Origin of the sequence: Amycolatopsis sp. NBC_01307 (assembly GCF_035975215.1) — a bacterium.
In the GTDB taxonomy this organism is placed as follows: Bacteria; Actinomycetota; Actinomycetes; order Mycobacteriales; family Pseudonocardiaceae; genus Amycolatopsis.
The window spans coordinates 8,602,708-8,620,757 of sequence record NZ_CP108403.1; the positions used below are offsets into that span (position 1 = coordinate 8,602,708).

The following is an 18,050-nucleotide window of genomic DNA, read 5'->3' on the forward strand; positions in this document are numbered from 1 at the left end:
CGTTCAGGGTTTTCCCCCGATCTCCCTGGAGGAATCCGGTTCTACCATCGTGGACATGGGCGAGGAAGAGACCACGACGGTACAGCCGGCTACCGAGACCAAGCCGTTGAGCGAGCGCGATCTTCGGGTGTCCGACGACGAGCGCGAGCACGTCGTCGGGGTGCTCCAGAAGGCCATCGGCCGCGGGATGATCGACCTGGACGAGTTCACCGAGCGCACGGACCGCGCGCTCGCGTCGAAGACGCGGGGCGAGCTGAACACCGTGCTGGCCGACCTCGCCGGCCTCTACCACCCGGCCGCGGCCGGTGCGGCGGCCCCGTCGTACGCGCCCCCGGTGGGCTTCAGCGGCGGTTACGTGCCCGGTCAGCGCTTCGAGCTCAACGCGAAGTACTCGTCCCTGCACCGCGGCGGCCCGTGGGTGGTGCCGTCGGAGATGGTCGTGCGGAACAAGTACGGCTCGACCAAGCTGGACTTCACCGAAGCCCAGGTCCAGTCGCCGGTGGTGCACATCGAGCTGGACGCCAAGTGGGGCTCGGTCGAGATCGTCATCCCCGAGCACGCGGCGGTCGACGTCAACGCGATCAGCGACGTCAAGTTCGGCTCGATGGAGGACAAGACCCACAGCAACGGCCGCATGGGCAACCCGCGGTACGTGCTGAGCGGCCGCGTCCACGGCGGTTCGCTGGTCATCCGCCACCCGCGACGCGGGCTCTTCGGCTAGCCCGGGGCCCCTCTGCCCCCGGCGTCAAGAAGGCCTCCCCTGCCCAGGCATCGGGCGGGGGAGGCCTTCGCCCGTTAGACGGCGACCGGCTGGGCGGCGATCGGCTGGGCGGTCCGCAGGTGCCGGGCGACGAAGTAGACGAGAACGGCGAAGGCGACCGCGCTCAGCCCGGCGACGGCGTGGAGGCCGTCAGCTTCGGTGTGGGCGCGGACGATGGCGTTGCCCAGGGTGCCGACGGTCGCCATGCCGAGGGCGTAACCGAACTCGTTGGCGGTCTGGGCGAGCGACGCGGCGGCCCCGGCCCGGCGCGGCGGCACGGACCCGACGACGAGATCGGTCCCGAGCGTGACCATCGGCCCGACCCCCAGCGACGTCACCGCGAACCCGATCGCCGGCCACACGGGATTGGCGTCCGCGAAGGCCAGCACGACCATGCCGAGCGCGGCGGTGACGACCCCGCCCGCGATGAGCGTGCCGGTCGGCACGCGCCGGGCCAGCACGGGAGCGACGAGGAAGCTGATGGTCGAGGTGACCATCCCGGGCAGCAGCCCGAGCGCCGCGGCGATGGGCGAAAGGTGCAGCGCGAGCTGGAAGAACTGCGCGACGAACAGCATCGTGGTGCCGCCGAGCATGCTGAACAGCAGCATCCCGCCGAGCGCGGTGCGGAACGCCTTCCCGGCGAAGAGCCGCAGGTCGAGCAGCGGCTCGTCGAGCGTCCGCTGCCGTTTCACGAAGACGTACCCGACGGCGATCCCGGCGACCAGGGCCGCGACCGGCAGCGGGTGGACGCCGTCGCGAGCGAGCTCCTTGACGCCGTAGACGGCGGGCAGGATCGCGGCGAGCGACAACGCGACACTGGGCAGATCGAGGCGGCCGGCAGTCTCGTCGCGGTACTCGGGCAGCAGCTTCGGGCCGATGACCAGCAGCAGGACCATGGCCGGGACGCCGAGCAGGAAGACCGAGCCCCACCAGAAGTGTTCGAGCAGGAACCCACCGACCACCGGCCCGATGATCGCGCCGACGGAGAAGCACCCGGCCCAGATCCCGATCGCCGACGCGCGTTGCCGAGGGTCGGTGAACATCGTCCCGATGAGCGCGAGGGTAGAGGGAGCGAGCGTCGCCCCGGCGATTCCGAGCACGGCCCGCGCCCCGATGAGCATCGCGGCACTGGTGGAGAAGGCCGCGACGACGGAGGCGAGCCCGAAGGCGGTGGCCCCGATGAGCAGCAGCTTCCGGCGCCCGATCCGGTCCCCGAGGGTCCCCATGGTGACCATGAACCCGGCGACCATGAAGCCGTAGGTGTCCATGATCCACAGCTGTTCGGTGCCATCGGCGTGCAGGCTGACGGCGAGTTTCGGCAGCGCGAGGATGAGCACGAAGACATCGAGCGACACGAGAAGGGTGGGCAGCGCAAGCACGGCCAGCCCAACCCACTCCCGCCGCCCGGCCCGGGTACCTGTGGCCATGACCGTTACCTCCCGACTCGGCTTTCTCCTTCACCTAGGCGTCGAGCGAGCCGGGCCGGAATCGACAGTTCTTCCTTCTTCTTTTCGTCCGAACGCCGTGAAGGCCACCTCGGACCGGGGTCCGAAGTGGCCTTCACGGGACGTCGTTGTCCACACCCCTCGAACGTTGTGGACAACTCCGCGTCCTAGGTTCGCACAAACCCGGACCGTCGGTGATGACCGATAGACTGAGCGTGGGGGCGGCCGTCGTACTTTCGTGGCTCCTGATCCGGGATTTGTGGTCACGGCCACCACCAGGTCCGGGTCGGGGCACTGCCAGTCACGGTCGCCCGCGCCGCCTCGCATGACCCGCCGTCGCTGCGACGTCCTGTTGGCGATGCTGCGCAACAGGACCCACTGCCGCCATCCCGAACGGCTCCTGCCCACGCTGCGACCACCGCATAGGGAGGGTGCGGACGCCTCGGGAGGCTTTGGTCGCGCCATTCTCCGGGGGATCCGCCTCGGTGCCCAGCCTCGCGACCGGGCACCGAAGGCCGATCCGCAGGTCAGGGGCGGGTAGCTGCTCGTGCCGCCGTCGGGTTCGATGTCGCCAAGGCCGCTTCCGCCAAGGCCTCGCACTCCGCCAGCGTGACGCTCGCCAAGCCGGCGCCCACCGTGCGGACTGCCGGGGCGTTCATCGAGAGGCTCGTCAGGCCGAGGCCCGCCAGGACCAGCGCCAGCCGGGGGTCGGCCGCCGCTTCGCCGCAGACTCCTGCTGGTTTGCCCGTGGCCTTGGCCGCGTCGCCGATCAGCTTGAGCAGGCGTAGCAGTGCCGGCTGCCACGGGTCGTTCAGCTTCGCGACCGCGCCCAGCTGGCGGTCCGCCGCGAACGTGTACTGCGCCAGGTCGTTCGTGCCGACCGAGACGAAGTCGACGGCCTCGAGGATTTCGCGGGCGCTCAGCGCCGCCGCCGGGATTTCGATCATCACGCCGGCCCGGGCGATGCCCGCCGCGCGGACGCGGTCGGCGAACCAGGCGGCTTCCTCGACCGTCGCGACCATCGGCGCCATCACCGAGACCTCGGCGCCCGAGTCCTCCGCCGCACCCGCGATGGCTTCGAGCTGGCGGTCCAGGATCTCCGGGCGGTCGAACGCCACGCGCAGCCCGCGCACCCCGAGCGCCGGGTTCGGCTCGGCCTCCGGCGACAGGAAGGCGAGCGGCTTGTCGGCGCCCGCGTCCAAGGTCCGGACGATCACGGGCTTGCCGCGGAACGGCGACAGCACCGCGGTGTAGGCCGCGCGCTGGTCGGCCACCGACGGCTCGGCCGGCGCGTCCAGGTAGCAGAACTCGGTGCGGAACAGGCCGACGCCCTCGGCGCCCGCGTCCGCCGCGGCCTGCGCGTCGGCCGGGGAGCCGACGTTGCCGTAGACCTTCACGCGGTGGCCGTCGGACGTCGCGCCGGTGCCGTTCCAGTCGGCCAGCTGGGCCACCGTCGCGGTGACGACCGGGGCCGCGGGGTCGGCGACCTCGACGGCACCCGTGTCGCCGTCGACCGCAAGCGCTTGCGCGTCCAGCGCCAGCAGGCCGCGGACCGCGACGACGGCCGGGATGCCGAGCGCGCGCGCCAGGATCGCGGTGTGGCTGGTCGGGCCGCCCTCTTCGGTGACCAGGGCGAGCACCTTCGCCGGGTCGAGGCCGGCGGTGTCGGCGGGCGCGAGGTCGCGGGCGACCAGCACGCTCGGGGTCGCCAGCTCGGGCACCCCGGGCGGCGCGATGCCGAGCAGCTCGGCGATCAGCCGGTCACGCACGTCGCGGACGTCGCGGACGCGCTCCGCCATGTACCCGCCCGCGGCGGCCAGCGCCTCGGCGAAGCCCTCGGCAGACTGGTAGACGGCGCGCGTTGCGGGCAGTCCCTGGGTCTTGACCAGCTGTTCCGCCTGCGAGGCGAGCGCCGGGTCGGCGGCCATCGCGGCGGTCGTGATCAGGATCGTCGCCGCTTCGCCGGACGCGGTCTCGGCCTGTTTCTCCAGGCGCGCGGCCACGGCTTCGGCGGCGGGCACGATCCGGGCGGCTTCGGCGGCCGGATCGGCCGGGGCCGGCGTGGCGGCGGGCTCACCCAGCGGCTCCGCGACGCGGACGACGGGACCACTCGCGCGGCCGGGGCTGACGGCGACCCCGGACAAAGGCCCCGCCGACGTGCGTCCCGCAGCGGAGGCGGCATCAAGCTCAGACGACATGGTCTAGACCATAGCTCAGATAGACCTGGATATCTCGTGGTGGCGGGCACAAGCCGCGACGGCGTACCTGTTCGAGTACCGGCCGGACCTCCTCGTGCCACCAGGCTTCGGCCAGCTCGTCGCGGCTGGACACCGGCCGTCCGGCCAGCATACGGCGGAATCCCCAGGCCTCGGCCGAGTCGGCGAGCCGGAACCAGTCGGCCGGATCGTCGAGCCACAGGCCGAAGCGGACGTCGTCCGGCAGCGGTACGCGCTCCAGGAACAGCCGCTCCGCGGTCTTCGACGGCAGGTCCGCGAGCGTCAGGCAGCGCATCGCGCACGCGATCGTGCAGATCCGCCGGACCCGCGCGCGGATCGTGCGGGCGCCGCGAGCCCGCTCGATGGCGACGCGGTGGTGGCCGTCGTCGACGAAGAACATGTCGGTGACGCCTTCGAGCCGCACGAGCCGCACCGGCGGGAGCTCGGCCGACGTCCGCGTCAGGCTCTCCCAGCGTTCGCGCAGCGCCCGGTTGCGCGGCCGGAACTCACGGTCGAAGTCGCCGGCGCGGGCCACGGTGCCGACGATGTCCTCAAGCGGCACGTCGTAGCCGCCTTCGTCGATCTCGAACTGCCTGCCGAGCGCCTTCAGCGTCTCGTCGAGCGGCATGATCGCGAGGTGATCCGCGCGTCTCGCTTCGGCAATCGCCCTCAGGTGAGCCGCGTAGCCACGCCACCAGGCCGAGCCGAATGAATCGCCCATGTGAGGTGCAACACGGGCGTCCGGACGATCATTCCCCCAGGTCAGCGGCCGTCGGGTAGGACGGCTGCGCGCCGTGCCGGGTCACGCTGAACGCCGCCACGCGCACCGCGTGCTTCGCCGCGGAGACCAGGTCGGCGCCGTCGGCGAGGGACGCCGCGAGCGCGCCGGCGAAGGCGTCCCCGGCCCCGGTGCTGTCGACGGCTTCGACCTTCGGCGACGCGACTTCGGTGGTGGAACCGGCTTCGACGACGACCGCACCGGCCGCGCCGAGGGTGACGACGGCGGCGCGCGGCCCGAGGTCGAGGAGCTGCCGGAAGTCCGCGCCGGGTCCGGTCAGCCAGGCGGCTTCGTGCTCGTTGACCAGCAGGACGTCCAGCTTGGCCAGCGTCCCGGTGGAGAGCTTCGCCGCCGGCGACAGGTTCAGCAGGACCTTGACGCCCTGTTCGGCGGCCTTCGCGACGGCGTGCTCGACGGTCGGCAGCGGCACCTCGAGCGAGGCGACCATGACCCGCACGCCGTCGAAAACGGCCTCGACGTCGGCCGGTTCGAGGCTCGAGTTGGCGCCCGGGGAGACCAGGATCGAGTTCTCGCCGTCCGGGGTGACGGTGATGTAGGCGATGCCGGTCGGCCGGTCACTGGTCCGGACCAGCCCGGTGTCGACGCCCGCCGCGCGGAGCGAACCGAGCAGCAGCCGGCCGTAGGTGTCGTCGCCGACGGCGCCGAGCAGCGCGACGTCCGCCCCGAGCCGCCCCGCCGCGACCGCCGTGTTGGCGCCCTTGCCGCCGGGGGAGAGCACGGTGTCCCCGCCCAGCACGGTCTCACCCCCACCCGGCCGCCGATCCGCCGCGACGACGAGGTCGGCGTTGGCGGATCCCACAACGAGCACGTCGGAGTTCATCTCCGTACTTTGCCACGAAACGCCGTCCGACCAGGTCATCAGGGTCGGCCCGGAAGAAAGTGAAGGTTTTTGTAACTTATCCGGGGCTGAGTGCGACAATCATGCGAGCAGCGGATGTCTGTCACTCGTTCGGGGGATGCATGTCCCCCGGACGTCACTTCACAGACCGGCTCCGCTCTCTTGGAGCGTCAGCACGGAGACGTGATGACGTTGCCCGACCGGCGCGAGCCGGGCAGGGCATCGGGTCGCCGGCGCCGATCACGTAGCCCCCCGAGTGATCGGCGTCGGCGGCGCCCCCGCCGCCACGCCCGCGGCGTACTCCCGGAAGAGATCCGGCCGGAAGACGGCCATCGCCGCCCGCACCTGACCGATCGCGGCGTCGCTGAACGCCTCGGGCACCCGCACGGTCCGAGGCTCCCCGGGCAGCCAGTACACGCCGAGTTTCGCCCCGATCTGCCAGAAGCTGCGGAGTTCAGGACGCCGTTCCGGCGCCTCCGGATCGACGGGGAGCAGATCGACCACGCGCAGGGTCAGCGTGTCGTGGGTGACCGTGAGGACCCGGACCTCGGCCAAGTCCGGCCAGGCGAGTGCGAAGAACTCCTCACGCCGGCGACGCTTCCAGCTGATTCCTTCGGCCGAAATGGTCAGTTGTGCGGAGTAGGAGCTCTTCCGGTACCAGCGCGGTGTGCAGCAGATCAACCAGACCGGCGCGGCGAACCCGAACCCCGCGAGGGTGAGGAGCGCTCTGCGGCTTTCAGGATCGTCGAGCGGCAGCGCGAGCGCGGCGATCACGCCCCCCACCCCCACCAAGGCACCGGCCGTGCGCCAGTACCTCCGCGGAGACCACTCGGCGGGCGAAATCACCGACGCACCACGGTCGGGACTGCCGGCAGCCGGCGGGTTCGGCACCCGGACCGGCTCCGTGAGCCGGACGTCGGCCGGGTGGTGCACGACCGGACGCCGCAGCCGCCTGAGGCGTCGACGTTCCGCCCAGCCCAAAAAGACGAGAAGCAAGACCACCAGAGCCGGCACCCACGACGGCATCTTCCGCTTCACGACATCACGCTGGAAATCCGTCTCCCAGCCCACGACGGGAACGGCCTTCCCGAAGTCGTCCGGCGTCAGTTCGTCCAGGCCGAACCGCACGGACCTGGTCGCGTCGCCCACGGGAGTCACGTCGGCCACGCAGATCCAGTAGAACCCGATACCCCCGCGGCTGATCGGCCCGAGCCGCTCACACGACTTGACGCGAGCGAGAGCGACGGGCGTGCCGCCGCGGTCCGGACCGTGGCTCGCGGTCGCCCACGCCACCCCCGTCCACGACCCCACCACGAACAGCACGGCGAGAACCGCGATGACGACGCTTCGCACCCACTGCGGTCGGCCGACCGTGGGAATGTTCATGCGGCGGCCTTCCGGGTCCCGAGCTCTTCCGATGTCGAGGGCACGGCGGCTAGATCGACCCGGAGATCCGCTGAGCGCCCGGCTGCCCGGAAAACGGCCGGCCGTCGTCGGCGGTGACCGGGCCGGAGCGAGGCACCTTGTCGACCGGATAAGCGGTCGAGTGGTCTTCCGGGACGATCGACGTCGCGTCACGGTCGTGCTGCGACTCCCCGGCGGATTGACCGGGTCCGGTGGCCAGCTGCTCGAACGCCTTCATGCCGGTTTCCCGCGCTGCCGCTTTCGCGAAGCCGTCGAACATTTCCTTGCCCGCGGTTCCGACGGCGGAGACGACCCTGCGGAAGAAGTCGCCGAGCGCGCCGAGAAACTCTTTCGCCCGCGAGAAAGCTCGCGCGAGCCGGCTGCACTCCTCGACCATCTTCCCGCCCTGCTTCACCGCGAACGGCACGCCTTCCGCGGCCAGCGCCGCGGGATACCCGGGCGGCGGGTAGCGGAGCAGGATCATGACGACTTTCGCGAGCGTGTCGGTGATGAGGTCACGGATCAACGTGCGGACGACGTCGAGGATCGCTTTGCAGATCCCGATGACCTGCGCCACCTTCGTCGCCGCGTCCGACAGCGCCGCGTACGCGTCCAGCTGCTGCTGGACGTAGACCCGGTACTGGTCGGCGACCTTGCCCTTCCAGCCGAGGCAGTTCTTCCGCACTTCGACGGTCAGTTCCTCGGCGGTCTTCTGGACGTGCTCGCCGATCGTCTCCCACTTCTTGCCTTCGAGATCCAGGGCGTCCTGGTCACCGGTGACCCAGTCGAGCGGTTCCTTCAGGAAGTCGAGGTGCTCGATCAGCCAGCCGAAACCCCAGCTCACCAGCGTCTCGAGGGGATTCCCGTCCTTGACCAGGTCCATGGCACCGAGGCCGGCGTTCGCGAGGCTGAACAGGCCTTCGGTCCAGTCGCCGTGCAGGATCTTCTCGAAGCCGCCGTAGTAGTCCTGCAGGGCTCCGGCACCTTCGAGGAGGCTGTCGGCGCCGTACTTCTCGGAGTCCGTCTCGCGCTTGGCTTCCGCCATGAGCGGGCTTTCAGCCACGGCTGACCTCCGAGGCCCGGTTCACCAGTGCCGACGCCGATTCTTCGTCCACCCGGCGTGCCTTCGCCCAGGCCTGCACCGCTTGTACGTGGTAATCGGCTCCGGCGACCACCGACTCGAGCGTGTCCGTCGCCTGGCCCGCCAGGTGACCGCACCAGGTGCTGAGCTGGCACAGCCGGCCGATCAGCCCGAACGCGTCCGGGCCGATCGGGTCGTCACGGCTGAGGTCCAAGGCCTGTTTGAGGACGTCGAACGTCGCTTCCATCTGCTTGGCGTGCTCGTCGATCGCCTCGGGGTTCTCGTCGAACCCGGGGCCAGTTTGTCCGGCCACGTCTACCTTCCCCCTCTTTTCCTGCGCTCAGCGCAGGTAGTCGCCGTCGCCGAAGTAGTCGTCGTCCACGCCGTCGTTCGCCGGCGGGCGGACCGCGGGCGGAGCCGGCTTCGGTGGTTCTTCTTCGGCGATGAAGCGGGAACCGTCGTCGGCGCGAGCGCCGTAACCGCCGCCACCTTCGACGAAGCCGTCGGGCTCGGGTTCGGGGTATTCGCGGTGCAACTGGCCGACCAGCTCGTTCATCGTGTCGGTGCCCGCGATCGAAGGCACACCGGACTCGACCGCGGCGGCGAGCCTGCTCTGCGCCACCTGGACGGTCCGGAGGATCTCCCCAGCCAGATCGGGCTTGTCGCGGACCGCGTGGCCGATCTCGAGGCCGACGAGGTTGCCGAGGTGGTTGACCTTGACGGCGATCTGGCCGTCTTTGCTGCGCTCGGCGACGGAGACCGTCGCCATCTCGGCGCGCATCCGGTCGGCCTTCTGCTGCGCCTGCGCCATCTTGGCCTCGAAGGCCGCGAAAAGCTGCTCAGGATTCGTCACGCGAACCTCCCCGTTCACGTCAGTAACCGTACGGCGACCGAGTGTGGCATAGGGCACCGACAGTCGCGGGCGGTTCCGCTTTTTGTGAGGTGGCTTTCCCTACCTGAGTGGGCGGTCAACCGGGTGTTTGCACTGCTCAGCGCGTCCTAGCGTCGGCGTCATGAGCATTTCTGACTGGAAGCGGACGATCTACGCCCTCCTCGCGCTCCCCGCGCACCTGGGCGGCCCCGAGGTGCGGCGACGGCTGGCCCGGCGGTTGCTGGGCGCCGAAACCCGGCGGGGAGGTGTCGGCGCCAGTGCCGCGGCGTTCCCGGTCGCGCTGCTGGTCTGGTACCTCGTCGGGCGGATCGCGACCTACGGGCTCTTCTGGAGCGACGCCGACGCGGCCGGGTCGTGGGGTGGGCCCTCGCTGGCCGGGGCCTGGATCGTGCACTTCTTCTGCGCGCTGGGCATGGCCGTTCCGTGCATGTGGCTGCTGCGGCCGCTGACGCGGTGGCAGACCCGGGCCCCTGACCAGGTCGATTCCTCCCACCAACTGTAACCGGTGCGCTATTGTGCGTAACGCAAGAGGGGAGATCGAACGCGAGGGGAGCGCAGTTCGGTGGGGTTGTTCGGTGACATGCTCGACGCTGCCAAGCACGTCGGGTCGGAGATCGCGCACACCGTCGAGTCGGGGGCCGATGGCCTCGGCAAGGTCCTGAACGGGGCCGGCATCGGCATGCTCGCGGGCGGGCTGCCCGGGGCGATAGCGGGTGGCTACATCGCTTCACAGACCGGCACCGGCGCGGACAACCCGCAGGCCGCCGGGTTGTCACCCGGGCAGCTGGTGCAGGCCGTGCTGACCGGGCCCGGCACCGAGTCGCTGCAGAGCGTGCACCGGGCCGGCGTGGACCAGTCGAAGTACCAGCTGCAGCTGGAGCAGGGGACGCGCGAGCTGACGTCCGGCCTCGAATCCGCGTGGACCGGCGGCGCCGCGGACGCGGCACGAGAACGGCTCCAGCCGCTGACGGCGTCGGCGACCTCGGCGTCGGCGACGCTGGACCGCAACTCGACGCTGTCCCAGACGCAGATCGACCAGTTCCACCAGCTGAAGAACTCGCTGCACCCGGACGTCACCGACCAGCCGCCGACGCGCAGCGCCTGGGACGTCGCGACGCCGTGGGACACCGACACCGAAGACAAGATCAACCAGTACAACCAGAAGGCGCAGGAGAACGTCGAGCGGTACACCTCGTACTCGCAGCAGTCGAGCACGAACACCGCGGGCCGGACGATCGACTACGGCCAGCTGCGCGAGTACAGCGGCGGCGAATTCGAGGTCAAGGACCCGAAGGAGCCGGTCGAGCCGCCCGCCAAGCGCCCCCGCGTCGGCGGTGGCGACGACGACCACCGGCCGATCGGCGCGCAGGTGCAGCCGCCACCGGCGGTCCACCCACCGGGCGTGCAGCCACCGCCGCCTCCTGGTCAGGTCGTGCCGCCGCCTCCGGGTCAGGTCACACCGCCGGGCTCGTACACGCAGGTCCCGGGCGTAGATGACAGCGTCCGGGCGCAGGGTTACGTCCCGCCGTCGACGCAGTTCCCGCCGGGCTACCAGCCTTCTTCGCCCTCGTCACCCGGCAGCGGTTTCGGCCCGGGCTTCGGCCCCGGCGGTGGCGGTTTCGGGCCCGGTGGTGGCTTCGGCTCAGGCGGCAGCGGCGGGTTCGGCCCGGGCTCGTCGCCGGGAACGGGCAGCGCCACCGGAACCCGTGCTCCCGGCGCGTCCACCGGAGCGGGGCTTCCCGGCGAAGGACGTCCGGGCGCACCCGGCGGGATCCGCGGCGGCGCGGCGGGCAAGCCGGGCTCGCCGGGGATGGGCGGCATGGGCCAGGGAGCCAAGGGCGGCAAGACCGAGGACGAAGAGCACCAGCGGGCGTCGTACCTGGTGGAAGCCGACCCGGAGAGCATCTTCGGGGCGTCCGACGAGAGGACCGTGCCCCCGGTGATCGGGCTGTGACGGTGCTTTACCTGCCCAAGTCCGCGCTGCTGACGGCCTGGGAGTGGGAGCGGCACGGCCCACCCCCGGCGGTCCTCGGCCCGGACAACCTCTGGCTCGGCGACGAGACCCGCAAGCGGCTGGACGAGAAGGTGCTCGACGTCCTCGCGTCGCTTCGCCTCGCCGTCGGCGGCACGCTGACACGCGAGTTCCGCGACGTCCTGCGCGTCCTGGCGCGCGGACCACGGCAGTTCACGGCGTGGCTGGGCGACATCGAGGCGGACGAGTCGGGCACGGCCCTGGTCTCGGCCGACGGCCCGCGCGCGTTTCGGCTGATCCGGAAGGCCGACACGATCCGGATCGACGCCGTGGAGCCGTCGCGGATCGCCGAGTCGCTGGTGGACGTGCTGCCGCCGGTCCCACCCGCCCGGATCGAGCGGGTGGCGATCCCGGAGTCGCGGTTCTCGGGCCACGAAGAGTCGTACGACCTGGCCGACCCGACGTCCGACGCCACCCGCGACCCACTGCCGTGGGCCCGCCGGCTGATGGCGGCCAAGCGAACGGGGCTGCACCAGTGCTACGCGGTCAACGGCGGTGCCCGCAGCGCCCCGATCACCGCGGTGGACGCGGCGGGAGTCGGACGGGTGCTGACGTACGCGTTCCCGGCGCGCGAACGGATGGTCAGCATCCAGCCGGGCACCCGAGCGGCACTGGTCGACGTGCTGTACGCGACGCTCAACGGACTGGGAGGAGGAGCGCGATGACGGCGCCAGGAGGAGCGATCTTCAGCGGCATCGGCTTCTGGGCGACGGACATGCCCAGCGGAGCGTCGCGGCCGGCCGGTGGGCAGGGGTTCGCGATGAGCAGCTCGGAGATGCGGGCAATGCTCAAGAAGGCCGAAGCGCAACGCGAAACCCTCATCGAGCAAATGCGAGCCGCCGAGAACCTGTCCAAGGCACGCCCGCCGGCTGAGGAGCCAGTCAGTCAGGCCGCCGTGAACGGACCGAACGGGGTCAACGAGACCGGCGTGTACTACCAGGGCCATCTGCAATACCAGTTCAACTACTACTCGGAGCTGATTTCCCGCTTGCACCAGGCACTCGGCATAACCGAGGCCGCGGACCAGCAAGCGGCGGATTCGACCAAGACGATCAAGGGGACGCTCGAATGAGTCATCGTGTCGCCGCGACCATTGCGCTAGCAGCCGTCGGCGCCACGTTGCTGACATCGTGCACTGGCAAGAACCCGACTTCCGGCACGGCTGAACCTGCGCCGGCAAGCAGCAGCAGCGCGGAGCTACCGAACAGCGGCGCCCCGAAGGTGGACAACCCACTGCCTGCGAAGGTGCTGGATGGCAGCCCGTGCGACTCGGCCCTCAACAGCGAGCAGCTGACCGGCTTTCTGGGAAACGTGAGCGATCCCAAACCGAAGGACACGTCCTTGGGGCCGACGTGCGACTGGCACAGCACGTCAGGAAACGCCGCGGGGATTTTGGTCGGCTACGAGACGAAGACCCAAGAGGGAATCAGCCTGACGTACAAGAACGAGAAGCCGAAGGCGTCCCGTTGGGTCGACGACTTCGACCCGGTTCAGGGCTACCCCGCAGTCGGCTACGTCGATGTCGGAACCACGGACAACCGGACATGCGTAGTCGTCGTCGGCGTCGCGGACGACCTGTCGTTTTCGGTCTCGTTGAGTCTGGGTGATTCGGCTGTTCGGCAGGGCAAGGACGCCTGTCAGCTCGGGCGGGGGGTCGCCGACACGGTGATGACCAACATCAAGGCGCGGGCGTAGTGCTCTGTCGGCAAGGCGCACGGTGGAAGCCGATCGAACCGATCCAGGGAGTTCGCGCAATCGCCGTCGTCTGCGCGAACTCGGACGACGGCGAACCTCAAGGCGAGGGCCTGAGCTGCACCTTTCCGTAACCTTCGCCGCCGCGTTGGTTCGGGACTTGTTGTCGTAAGCGCCTAGACTGTTCGGATGAGCCACCCCACGCGGAGGGGTCGCGCGCGTGCGGCTACCGAACTGGACATCCGGCGGACCGCCCGGAGGCTCCTGGTCGAGCAGGGGCCCGAGGCGGTCACCCTGCGCGCGATCGCGCGGGAGCTGGGGATCACCGCGCCCGCCTTGTACCGGTACTACGAATCGCGCGATGACCTGGTCGAGAACCTGCGGCTGGACGTCTGCGCGGACCTGGCCGACGAGCTGGCCGAGGACATCGCGGAGATCCCCGACGACGGGATGCTGCAGCTGTTCGCCATCTGCAAGGGCTTCCGGCGGTGGGCGCTCACCCACACGAAGGAATTCACGCTCGTGTTCGCGTCGCCGACCGGTGGGGTCGGGTCCGCGGCCGGGAGTGCGCTGAGCCGGGTCGACGAGCCGTTCGGGCGGATCTTCCTGGCCGCCGCCGGGCGGGTGCTCGCGATGCACGACCTGGTCACGCCGCCCAGCAGCGGGGTGCCGGACGAGCTGCGCGATGACCTCATGACGTTCCAGCAGTCGCTGGCCGACGTGCTCTCCGAGTCCGGGCAGAACATCCCGGCGGAGCGGCTCGACCTCGGCGTGACGTACCTGATGATCCAGTTCTGGGCCCGGCTCTACGGGCACGTCACGCTCGAGGTCTTCGGCAACTACCCGATCCCGATGTCCAAGCCGGACGTCCTGTTCGAGTCCATGCTGATCGACCTCGCGAAGGAAATCGGGCTCGACCGCAGCTAGGCCGCGTGGCCGCCGTCGACCGAGAGGGTCGACGCCGTGACGTACGCGTTGGCCGGGGCCGCGAAGTAGGCCACCGCCGACGCCACCTCGGCCGCCGTTCCGTAGCGGTCGAACGCTGTCAGGGCGCGCTGGTCGGCCGCGTACGGTCCGTCGGCCGGGTTCATGTCCGTGTCCGTCGGGCCCGGGTGGACCAGGTTGACCGTGATGCCGCGCGGGCCGAGTTCGCGGGCCAGGGCCTTGGTCAGGCCGGTCATCGCCGCCTTGCTCGTCGCGTACAGGACCATGCCCGGGCCGGGTACGCGGTCGGCCACGCAGCTGCCGATCGTGATCACGCGGCCGCCTTCACCCAGGTGGGCGGCCGCTGCCTTGGTCACCGCGAGCACGCCGCGGACGTTGACCGCCAGCACGCGGTCGACGTCCTCGATCGCGGTGTCCGACAGCGGCCCGACGAAGCCGACGCCGGCGTTGTTCACCAGGACGTCGAGGCGGCCGAACTCCGCGACCGTGGTTTCCACGGCCGCCGACACCGCGGCGGCGTCCGCCGAGTCCGCCTGGATCGCCAGGGCCCGCCGGCCGAGGGCCTTGATCTTGTCGACGACGTCAGCCGCCTGTGCGGCGTTGTGCTGGTAGGTCAGGGCGACGTCCGCGCCGTCCTCGGCGAGCCGCAGTGCCGTGGCCGCACCGATGCCGCGGCTGCCGCCCGTCACCAGGGCCACCTTGCCGTCGAGGGTCATGCCGGGTTCTCCTTCGATCGAGCGGATTTCCTTGACCGCTCAATCAAATCGAGAACACCTCGCGAGCACTGGCACCTTTCCGCCGTCGCGCTACGGGACCAAGACACCCCCCACCGCTCCCAGGGGGGCGTCCCCAGGTCCAGTCTATCGGCGGGGTACGACGGAGGGCCGGAAAAGCGGTTGTGCAGCAACGGTTATCCACATTCGGCGGTGGGTGTGGACAACTGGCCGGAGGACCGGTGACGGTCGGTCGGCGACGGCGGACAACCGCAGCTGGACCCGGGCGAGGCCCCCAACGGACGGTGGCCGGGCTCGGGCTGGATGGTGGCCACCCCCGCAAAGGGTGGCCACCAGCGTGGCCTACAGGACGATGTTGACCAGCTTGCCCGGCACAACGATCACCTTGCGTGGCGTGCCGTCGCCGACCAGGGCGGCGACCTTCTCGTCTGCCAGTGCTGCCGCCTGGACTGCGTCCGGTGCGGCGTTCGCGGGGACCGTGATGCGGGAGCGGACCTTGCCGTTGACCTGGATCGGGTACTCGACCGAGTCCTCGACCAGGTACTTCTCGTCCACCACTGGGAACGGGCCCTGCACCAGCGAATCCGCGTGGCCCAGGCGGCGCCACAGTTCCTCCGCCATGTGCGGGGCCAGCGGGGCCAGCATCAGCACCAGCGGCTCGGCCAGCTCGCGCGGTGTCGACGCGGTCGCGCCGTACGTCTTGGTGACGTGGTTGTTCAGCTCGATCAGCTTGGCGCCGGCCGTGTTGAAGCGCATCTCCGCGTAGTCCTCGCGGACACCCGCCACGGTTCGGTGCAGCACCTTGCGGTCCGCCTCCGATGCGTCCTCTGTGGACACTCGCAGCTCGCCGCTCGCCTCGTCGACGATCAGGCGCCACAGCCGTTGCAGGAAGCGGTGCGAGCCCACGACGTCCTTGGTCGCCCACGGGCGGGACATGGCCAGCGGGCCCATCGCCATCTCGTAGAAGCGGAACGTGTCGGCGCCGTAGTTCTCGGCCATCTCGTCCGGCGTGACGACGTTCTTCAGGCTCTTGCCCATCTTGCCGTACTCCTGGCTGACTTCCTCATCCTCGAAGAAGTACTTGCCGTCGCGCTCCTCGACCTGCTCGGCCGCGACGTAGACGCCGCGGTCGTCGGTGTAGGCGTACGCCTCGATGTAGCCCTGGTTGAACAGCTTCCGGTACGGCTCCTTGGACGTCACGTGGCCCAGGTCGAACAGCACCTTGTGCCAGAACCGCGAGTACAGCAGGTGCAGCACCGCGTGCTCGACGCCGCCGACGTACAGGTCGACGCCGCCGGTGTCGTCCGCGCCGTGCTCGGCGGCGCGCGGGCCCATCCAGTACGCCTCGTTCTCCGGCGCGCAGAACGACTCCGCGTTCGTCGGGTCCACGTAGCGCAGCTGGTACCAGCACGAACCCGCCCAGTTCGGCATCGTGTTGATGTCGCGGCGGTAGGTCTTCGGGCCGTCGCCCAGGTCCAGCTCGACCTCGACCCAGTCGGTCGCGCGGGCCAGCGGGGACGACGGCATCGAGTCGCGGTCGTCGGCGTCGAACGTCACCGGCGAGTAGTCGGCGACCTCGGGCAGCTCGATCGGCAGCATCGACTCCGGGACGGCGTGCACTTGGCCGTCCTCGTCGTAGACGACCGGGAACGGCTCGCCCCAGTAGCGCTGGCGCGAGAACAGCCAGTCGCGCAGCTTGAACTGCACGGTGCCGACGCCGGTGCCGTCCTCGGCCAGGCGCTCGATGATCGTCTTCTTGGCTTCGGCGACGTCCATGCCGTCCAAGAAGCCCGAGTTGATCGCCGGGCCGTCGCCGGTGAACGCCTTGCCGTCGAAACCGTCGGACGGCTGCACGGTCCGGATGATCTCCAGCCCGAACTTCTCGGCGAACTCCCAGTCGCGGACGTCCTGGCCCGGGACGGCCATGATCGCGCCGGTGCCGTAGCCCATCAGGACGTAGTCGGCGACGAAGACCGGGATCTGCTTGCCGTTGACCGGGTTCGTCGCGTACGCGCCGGTGAAGACGCCGGTCTTCTCCTTGTTCTCCTGCCGGTCCAGCTCGGACTTCCGCGACGCCGCGACGCGGTATTCCTTGATGGCATCGGCGGGCGTCGCCGCGTCGCCGGTCCAGCGCTTGTCGACGCCTTCGGGCCAGGTGGCCGCGGTCAGCTTGTCGACCAGCGGGTGCTCCGGCGCCAGCACCATGTAGGTGGCGCCGAACAGGGTGTCCGGCCGCGTCGTGAAGACCTCGATGGCGTCTTCGCCGGCCCTGAACGTGACGCGGGCGCCGTGCGAGCGGCCGATCCAGTTCCGCTGCATGGACTTGACCTTCTCCGGCCAGTCCAGCAGGTCCAGGTCGTCGACCAGGCGATCGGCGTAGGAGGTGATCCGCATCATCCACTGGCGCAGGTTGCGGCGGAACACCGGGAAGTTGCCGCGCTCGCTGCGGCCGTCGGCGGTGACCTCTTCGTTCGACAGCACCGTGCCCAGGCCCGGGCACCAGTTGACCGGCGCTTCGGAGATGTAGACCAGACGGTGGTCGTCGATGATCGTCTTGCGCTCGACCGCGCTCAGGGACGCCCAGTCACGGCCGTCCGGTGTCGGGCGCGAGCCGTCGGCGAAGGCGGCCTCCAGCTGGGCGATCGGCCGCGCGCCACCCGCCTCGACGTCGTACCAGGAGTTGAAGATCTGCAGGAAGATCCACTGCGTCCAGCGGTAGTACTCGGGGTCGATCGTGGAGATGCGACGGCGTTCGTCGTGGCCCAGGCCCAGGCGCCGGATCTGGCGCAGGTAGGTCCGGATGTTCTCCTCGGTCGTCTTGCGCGGGTGCTGCCCGGTCTGGACCGCGTACTGCTCGGCCGGCAGGCCGAACGCGTCGAAGCCCATCGTGTGCAGCACGTTGCGCCCGATCATCCGGTGGAAGCGGGCGAAGACGTCGGTGCTGATGAAGCCCAGCGGGTGCCCGACGTGCAGGCCGGAGCCCGACGGGTACGGGAACATGTCCTGGACGAACAGCTTGTCGCTGGGGACCGGCTGCCCCTCGACCGCCAGCGGCCCGACGGGGTTGGGCGCGTGGAACGTGCCGTGGTCGGCCCAGAAGTCCTGCCAGCGCCGCTCGATCTGACCGGCCAGCGCGGCCGTGTAGCGGTGCGCCGGGACGTCGGTCCCTGTTGTCTCGGTCATCGCCGTCTTCCTTCGTCGCGAGGTACTCC

Annotated in this window: 17 protein-coding genes; 7 read left to right on the top strand and 10 right to left on the bottom strand. The window is 70.3% G+C overall.

Features of this window, described 5'->3' with window-relative positions:
• The first annotated feature begins 55 nt into the window (after window positions 1–55).
• Window positions 56–721, top strand: a complete 666-nt coding sequence (locus tag OG439_RS38105; protein ID WP_326945384.1) for a DUF1707 SHOCT-like domain-containing protein — start codon at window positions 56–58, stop codon at window positions 719–721.
• A 74-nt stretch (window positions 722–795) separates the two neighbouring features.
• Here the strand turns inward: OG439_RS38105 and OG439_RS38110 are convergent, their stop codons facing one another.
• The 8 genes from OG439_RS38110 to OG439_RS38145 form a co-directional block, all read right to left on the bottom strand.
• On the bottom strand, window positions 796–2,187 hold the full coding sequence (locus OG439_RS38110) for an MFS transporter (protein WP_326945385.1): 1,392 nt from the start codon (window positions 2,185–2,187) through the stop codon (window positions 796–798).
• A 545-nt stretch (window positions 2,188–2,732) separates the two neighbouring features.
• Window positions 2,733–4,403: a phosphoenolpyruvate--protein phosphotransferase gene (ptsP, locus tag OG439_RS38115; protein WP_326945386.1), complete on the bottom strand. Its 1,671-nt coding sequence runs from the start codon at window positions 4,401–4,403 to the stop codon at window positions 2,733–2,735.
• A complete protein-coding gene (locus OG439_RS38120) occupies window positions 4,393–5,049 on the bottom strand; it encodes a hypothetical protein (RefSeq protein WP_247059581.1) in 657 nt (218 codons plus the stop codon). Before OG439_RS38120 ends, ptsP begins: the two co-directional genes overlap by 11 nt.
• 121 nt (window positions 5,050–5,170) lie before the next feature.
• Window positions 5,171–6,040, bottom strand: a complete 870-nt coding sequence (locus OG439_RS38125; protein WP_326945387.1) for a ribokinase — start codon at window positions 6,038–6,040, stop codon at window positions 5,171–5,173.
• 258 nt (window positions 6,041–6,298) lie between these two features.
• Window positions 6,299–7,444 carry a DUF6346 domain-containing protein gene (locus OG439_RS38130; protein ID WP_326945388.1) on the bottom strand — a complete coding sequence of 382 codons (1,146 nt, stop codon included), beginning with the start codon at window positions 7,442–7,444 and terminating at the stop codon, window positions 6,299–6,301.
• A 49-nt stretch (window positions 7,445–7,493) separates the two neighbouring features.
• Window positions 7,494–8,525, bottom strand: coding sequence for a hypothetical protein (locus OG439_RS38135; RefSeq protein ID WP_326945389.1), 1,032 nt, complete (start codon window positions 8,523–8,525; stop codon window positions 7,494–7,496).
• Window positions 8,518–8,856, bottom strand: coding sequence for a hypothetical protein (locus OG439_RS38140; RefSeq protein ID WP_326945390.1), 339 nt, complete (start codon window positions 8,854–8,856; stop codon window positions 8,518–8,520). The genes OG439_RS38135 and OG439_RS38140 overlap by 8 nt, the downstream gene beginning before the upstream one ends.
• Before the next feature lie 27 nt (window positions 8,857–8,883).
• On the bottom strand, window positions 8,884–9,396 hold the full coding sequence (locus OG439_RS38145; protein ID WP_326945391.1) for a YbaB/EbfC family nucleoid-associated protein: 513 nt from the start codon (window positions 9,394–9,396) through the stop codon (window positions 8,884–8,886).
• 160 nt (window positions 9,397–9,556) lie between these two features.
• On the opposite strand from OG439_RS38145, the gene OG439_RS38150 reads away from it, so the two are divergent.
• The 6 genes from OG439_RS38150 (at window position 9,557) to OG439_RS38175 (ending at window position 14,086) form a co-directional block, all read left to right on the top strand.
• A complete protein-coding gene (locus OG439_RS38150; protein ID WP_326945392.1) occupies window positions 9,557–9,937 on the top strand; it encodes a hypothetical protein in 381 nt (126 codons plus the stop codon).
• 78 nt (window positions 9,938–10,015) lie between these two features.
• Window positions 10,016–11,389, top strand: a complete 1,374-nt coding sequence (locus tag OG439_RS38155) for a hypothetical protein (RefSeq protein ID WP_326945393.1) — start codon at window positions 10,016–10,018, stop codon at window positions 11,387–11,389.
• Window positions 11,386–12,132, top strand: coding sequence for an ESX secretion-associated protein EspG (locus OG439_RS38160; RefSeq protein WP_326945394.1), 747 nt, complete (start codon window positions 11,386–11,388; stop codon window positions 12,130–12,132). Before OG439_RS38155 ends, OG439_RS38160 begins: the two co-directional genes overlap by 4 nt.
• Window positions 12,129–12,539 carry a hypothetical protein gene (locus OG439_RS38165; RefSeq protein ID WP_326945395.1) on the top strand — a complete coding sequence of 137 codons (411 nt, stop codon included), beginning with the start codon at window positions 12,129–12,131 and terminating at the stop codon, window positions 12,537–12,539. The genes OG439_RS38160 and OG439_RS38165 overlap by 4 nt, the downstream gene beginning before the upstream one ends.
• A complete protein-coding gene (locus OG439_RS38170) occupies window positions 12,536–13,162 on the top strand; it encodes a DUF3558 domain-containing protein (protein WP_326945396.1) in 627 nt (208 codons plus the stop codon). The genes OG439_RS38165 and OG439_RS38170 overlap by 4 nt, the downstream gene beginning before the upstream one ends.
• A gap of 186 nt (window positions 13,163–13,348) precedes the next feature.
• A complete protein-coding gene (locus tag OG439_RS38175) occupies window positions 13,349–14,086 on the top strand; it encodes a TetR/AcrR family transcriptional regulator (RefSeq protein ID WP_326945397.1) in 738 nt (245 codons plus the stop codon).
• On the opposite strand, the gene OG439_RS38180 is transcribed toward OG439_RS38175, so the two are convergent.
• Window positions 14,083–14,820: an SDR family oxidoreductase gene (locus OG439_RS38180; RefSeq protein WP_326945398.1), complete on the bottom strand. Its 738-nt coding sequence runs from the start codon at window positions 14,818–14,820 to the stop codon at window positions 14,083–14,085. The two genes, OG439_RS38175 and OG439_RS38180, sit on opposite strands and share 4 nt — an antisense overlap.
• A 360-nt stretch (window positions 14,821–15,180) precedes the next feature.
• Window positions 15,181–18,021, bottom strand: coding sequence for a leucine--tRNA ligase (leuS, locus tag OG439_RS38185; RefSeq protein WP_326945399.1), 2,841 nt, complete (start codon window positions 18,019–18,021; stop codon window positions 15,181–15,183).
• Window positions 18,022–18,050 lie beyond the last annotated feature (29 nt).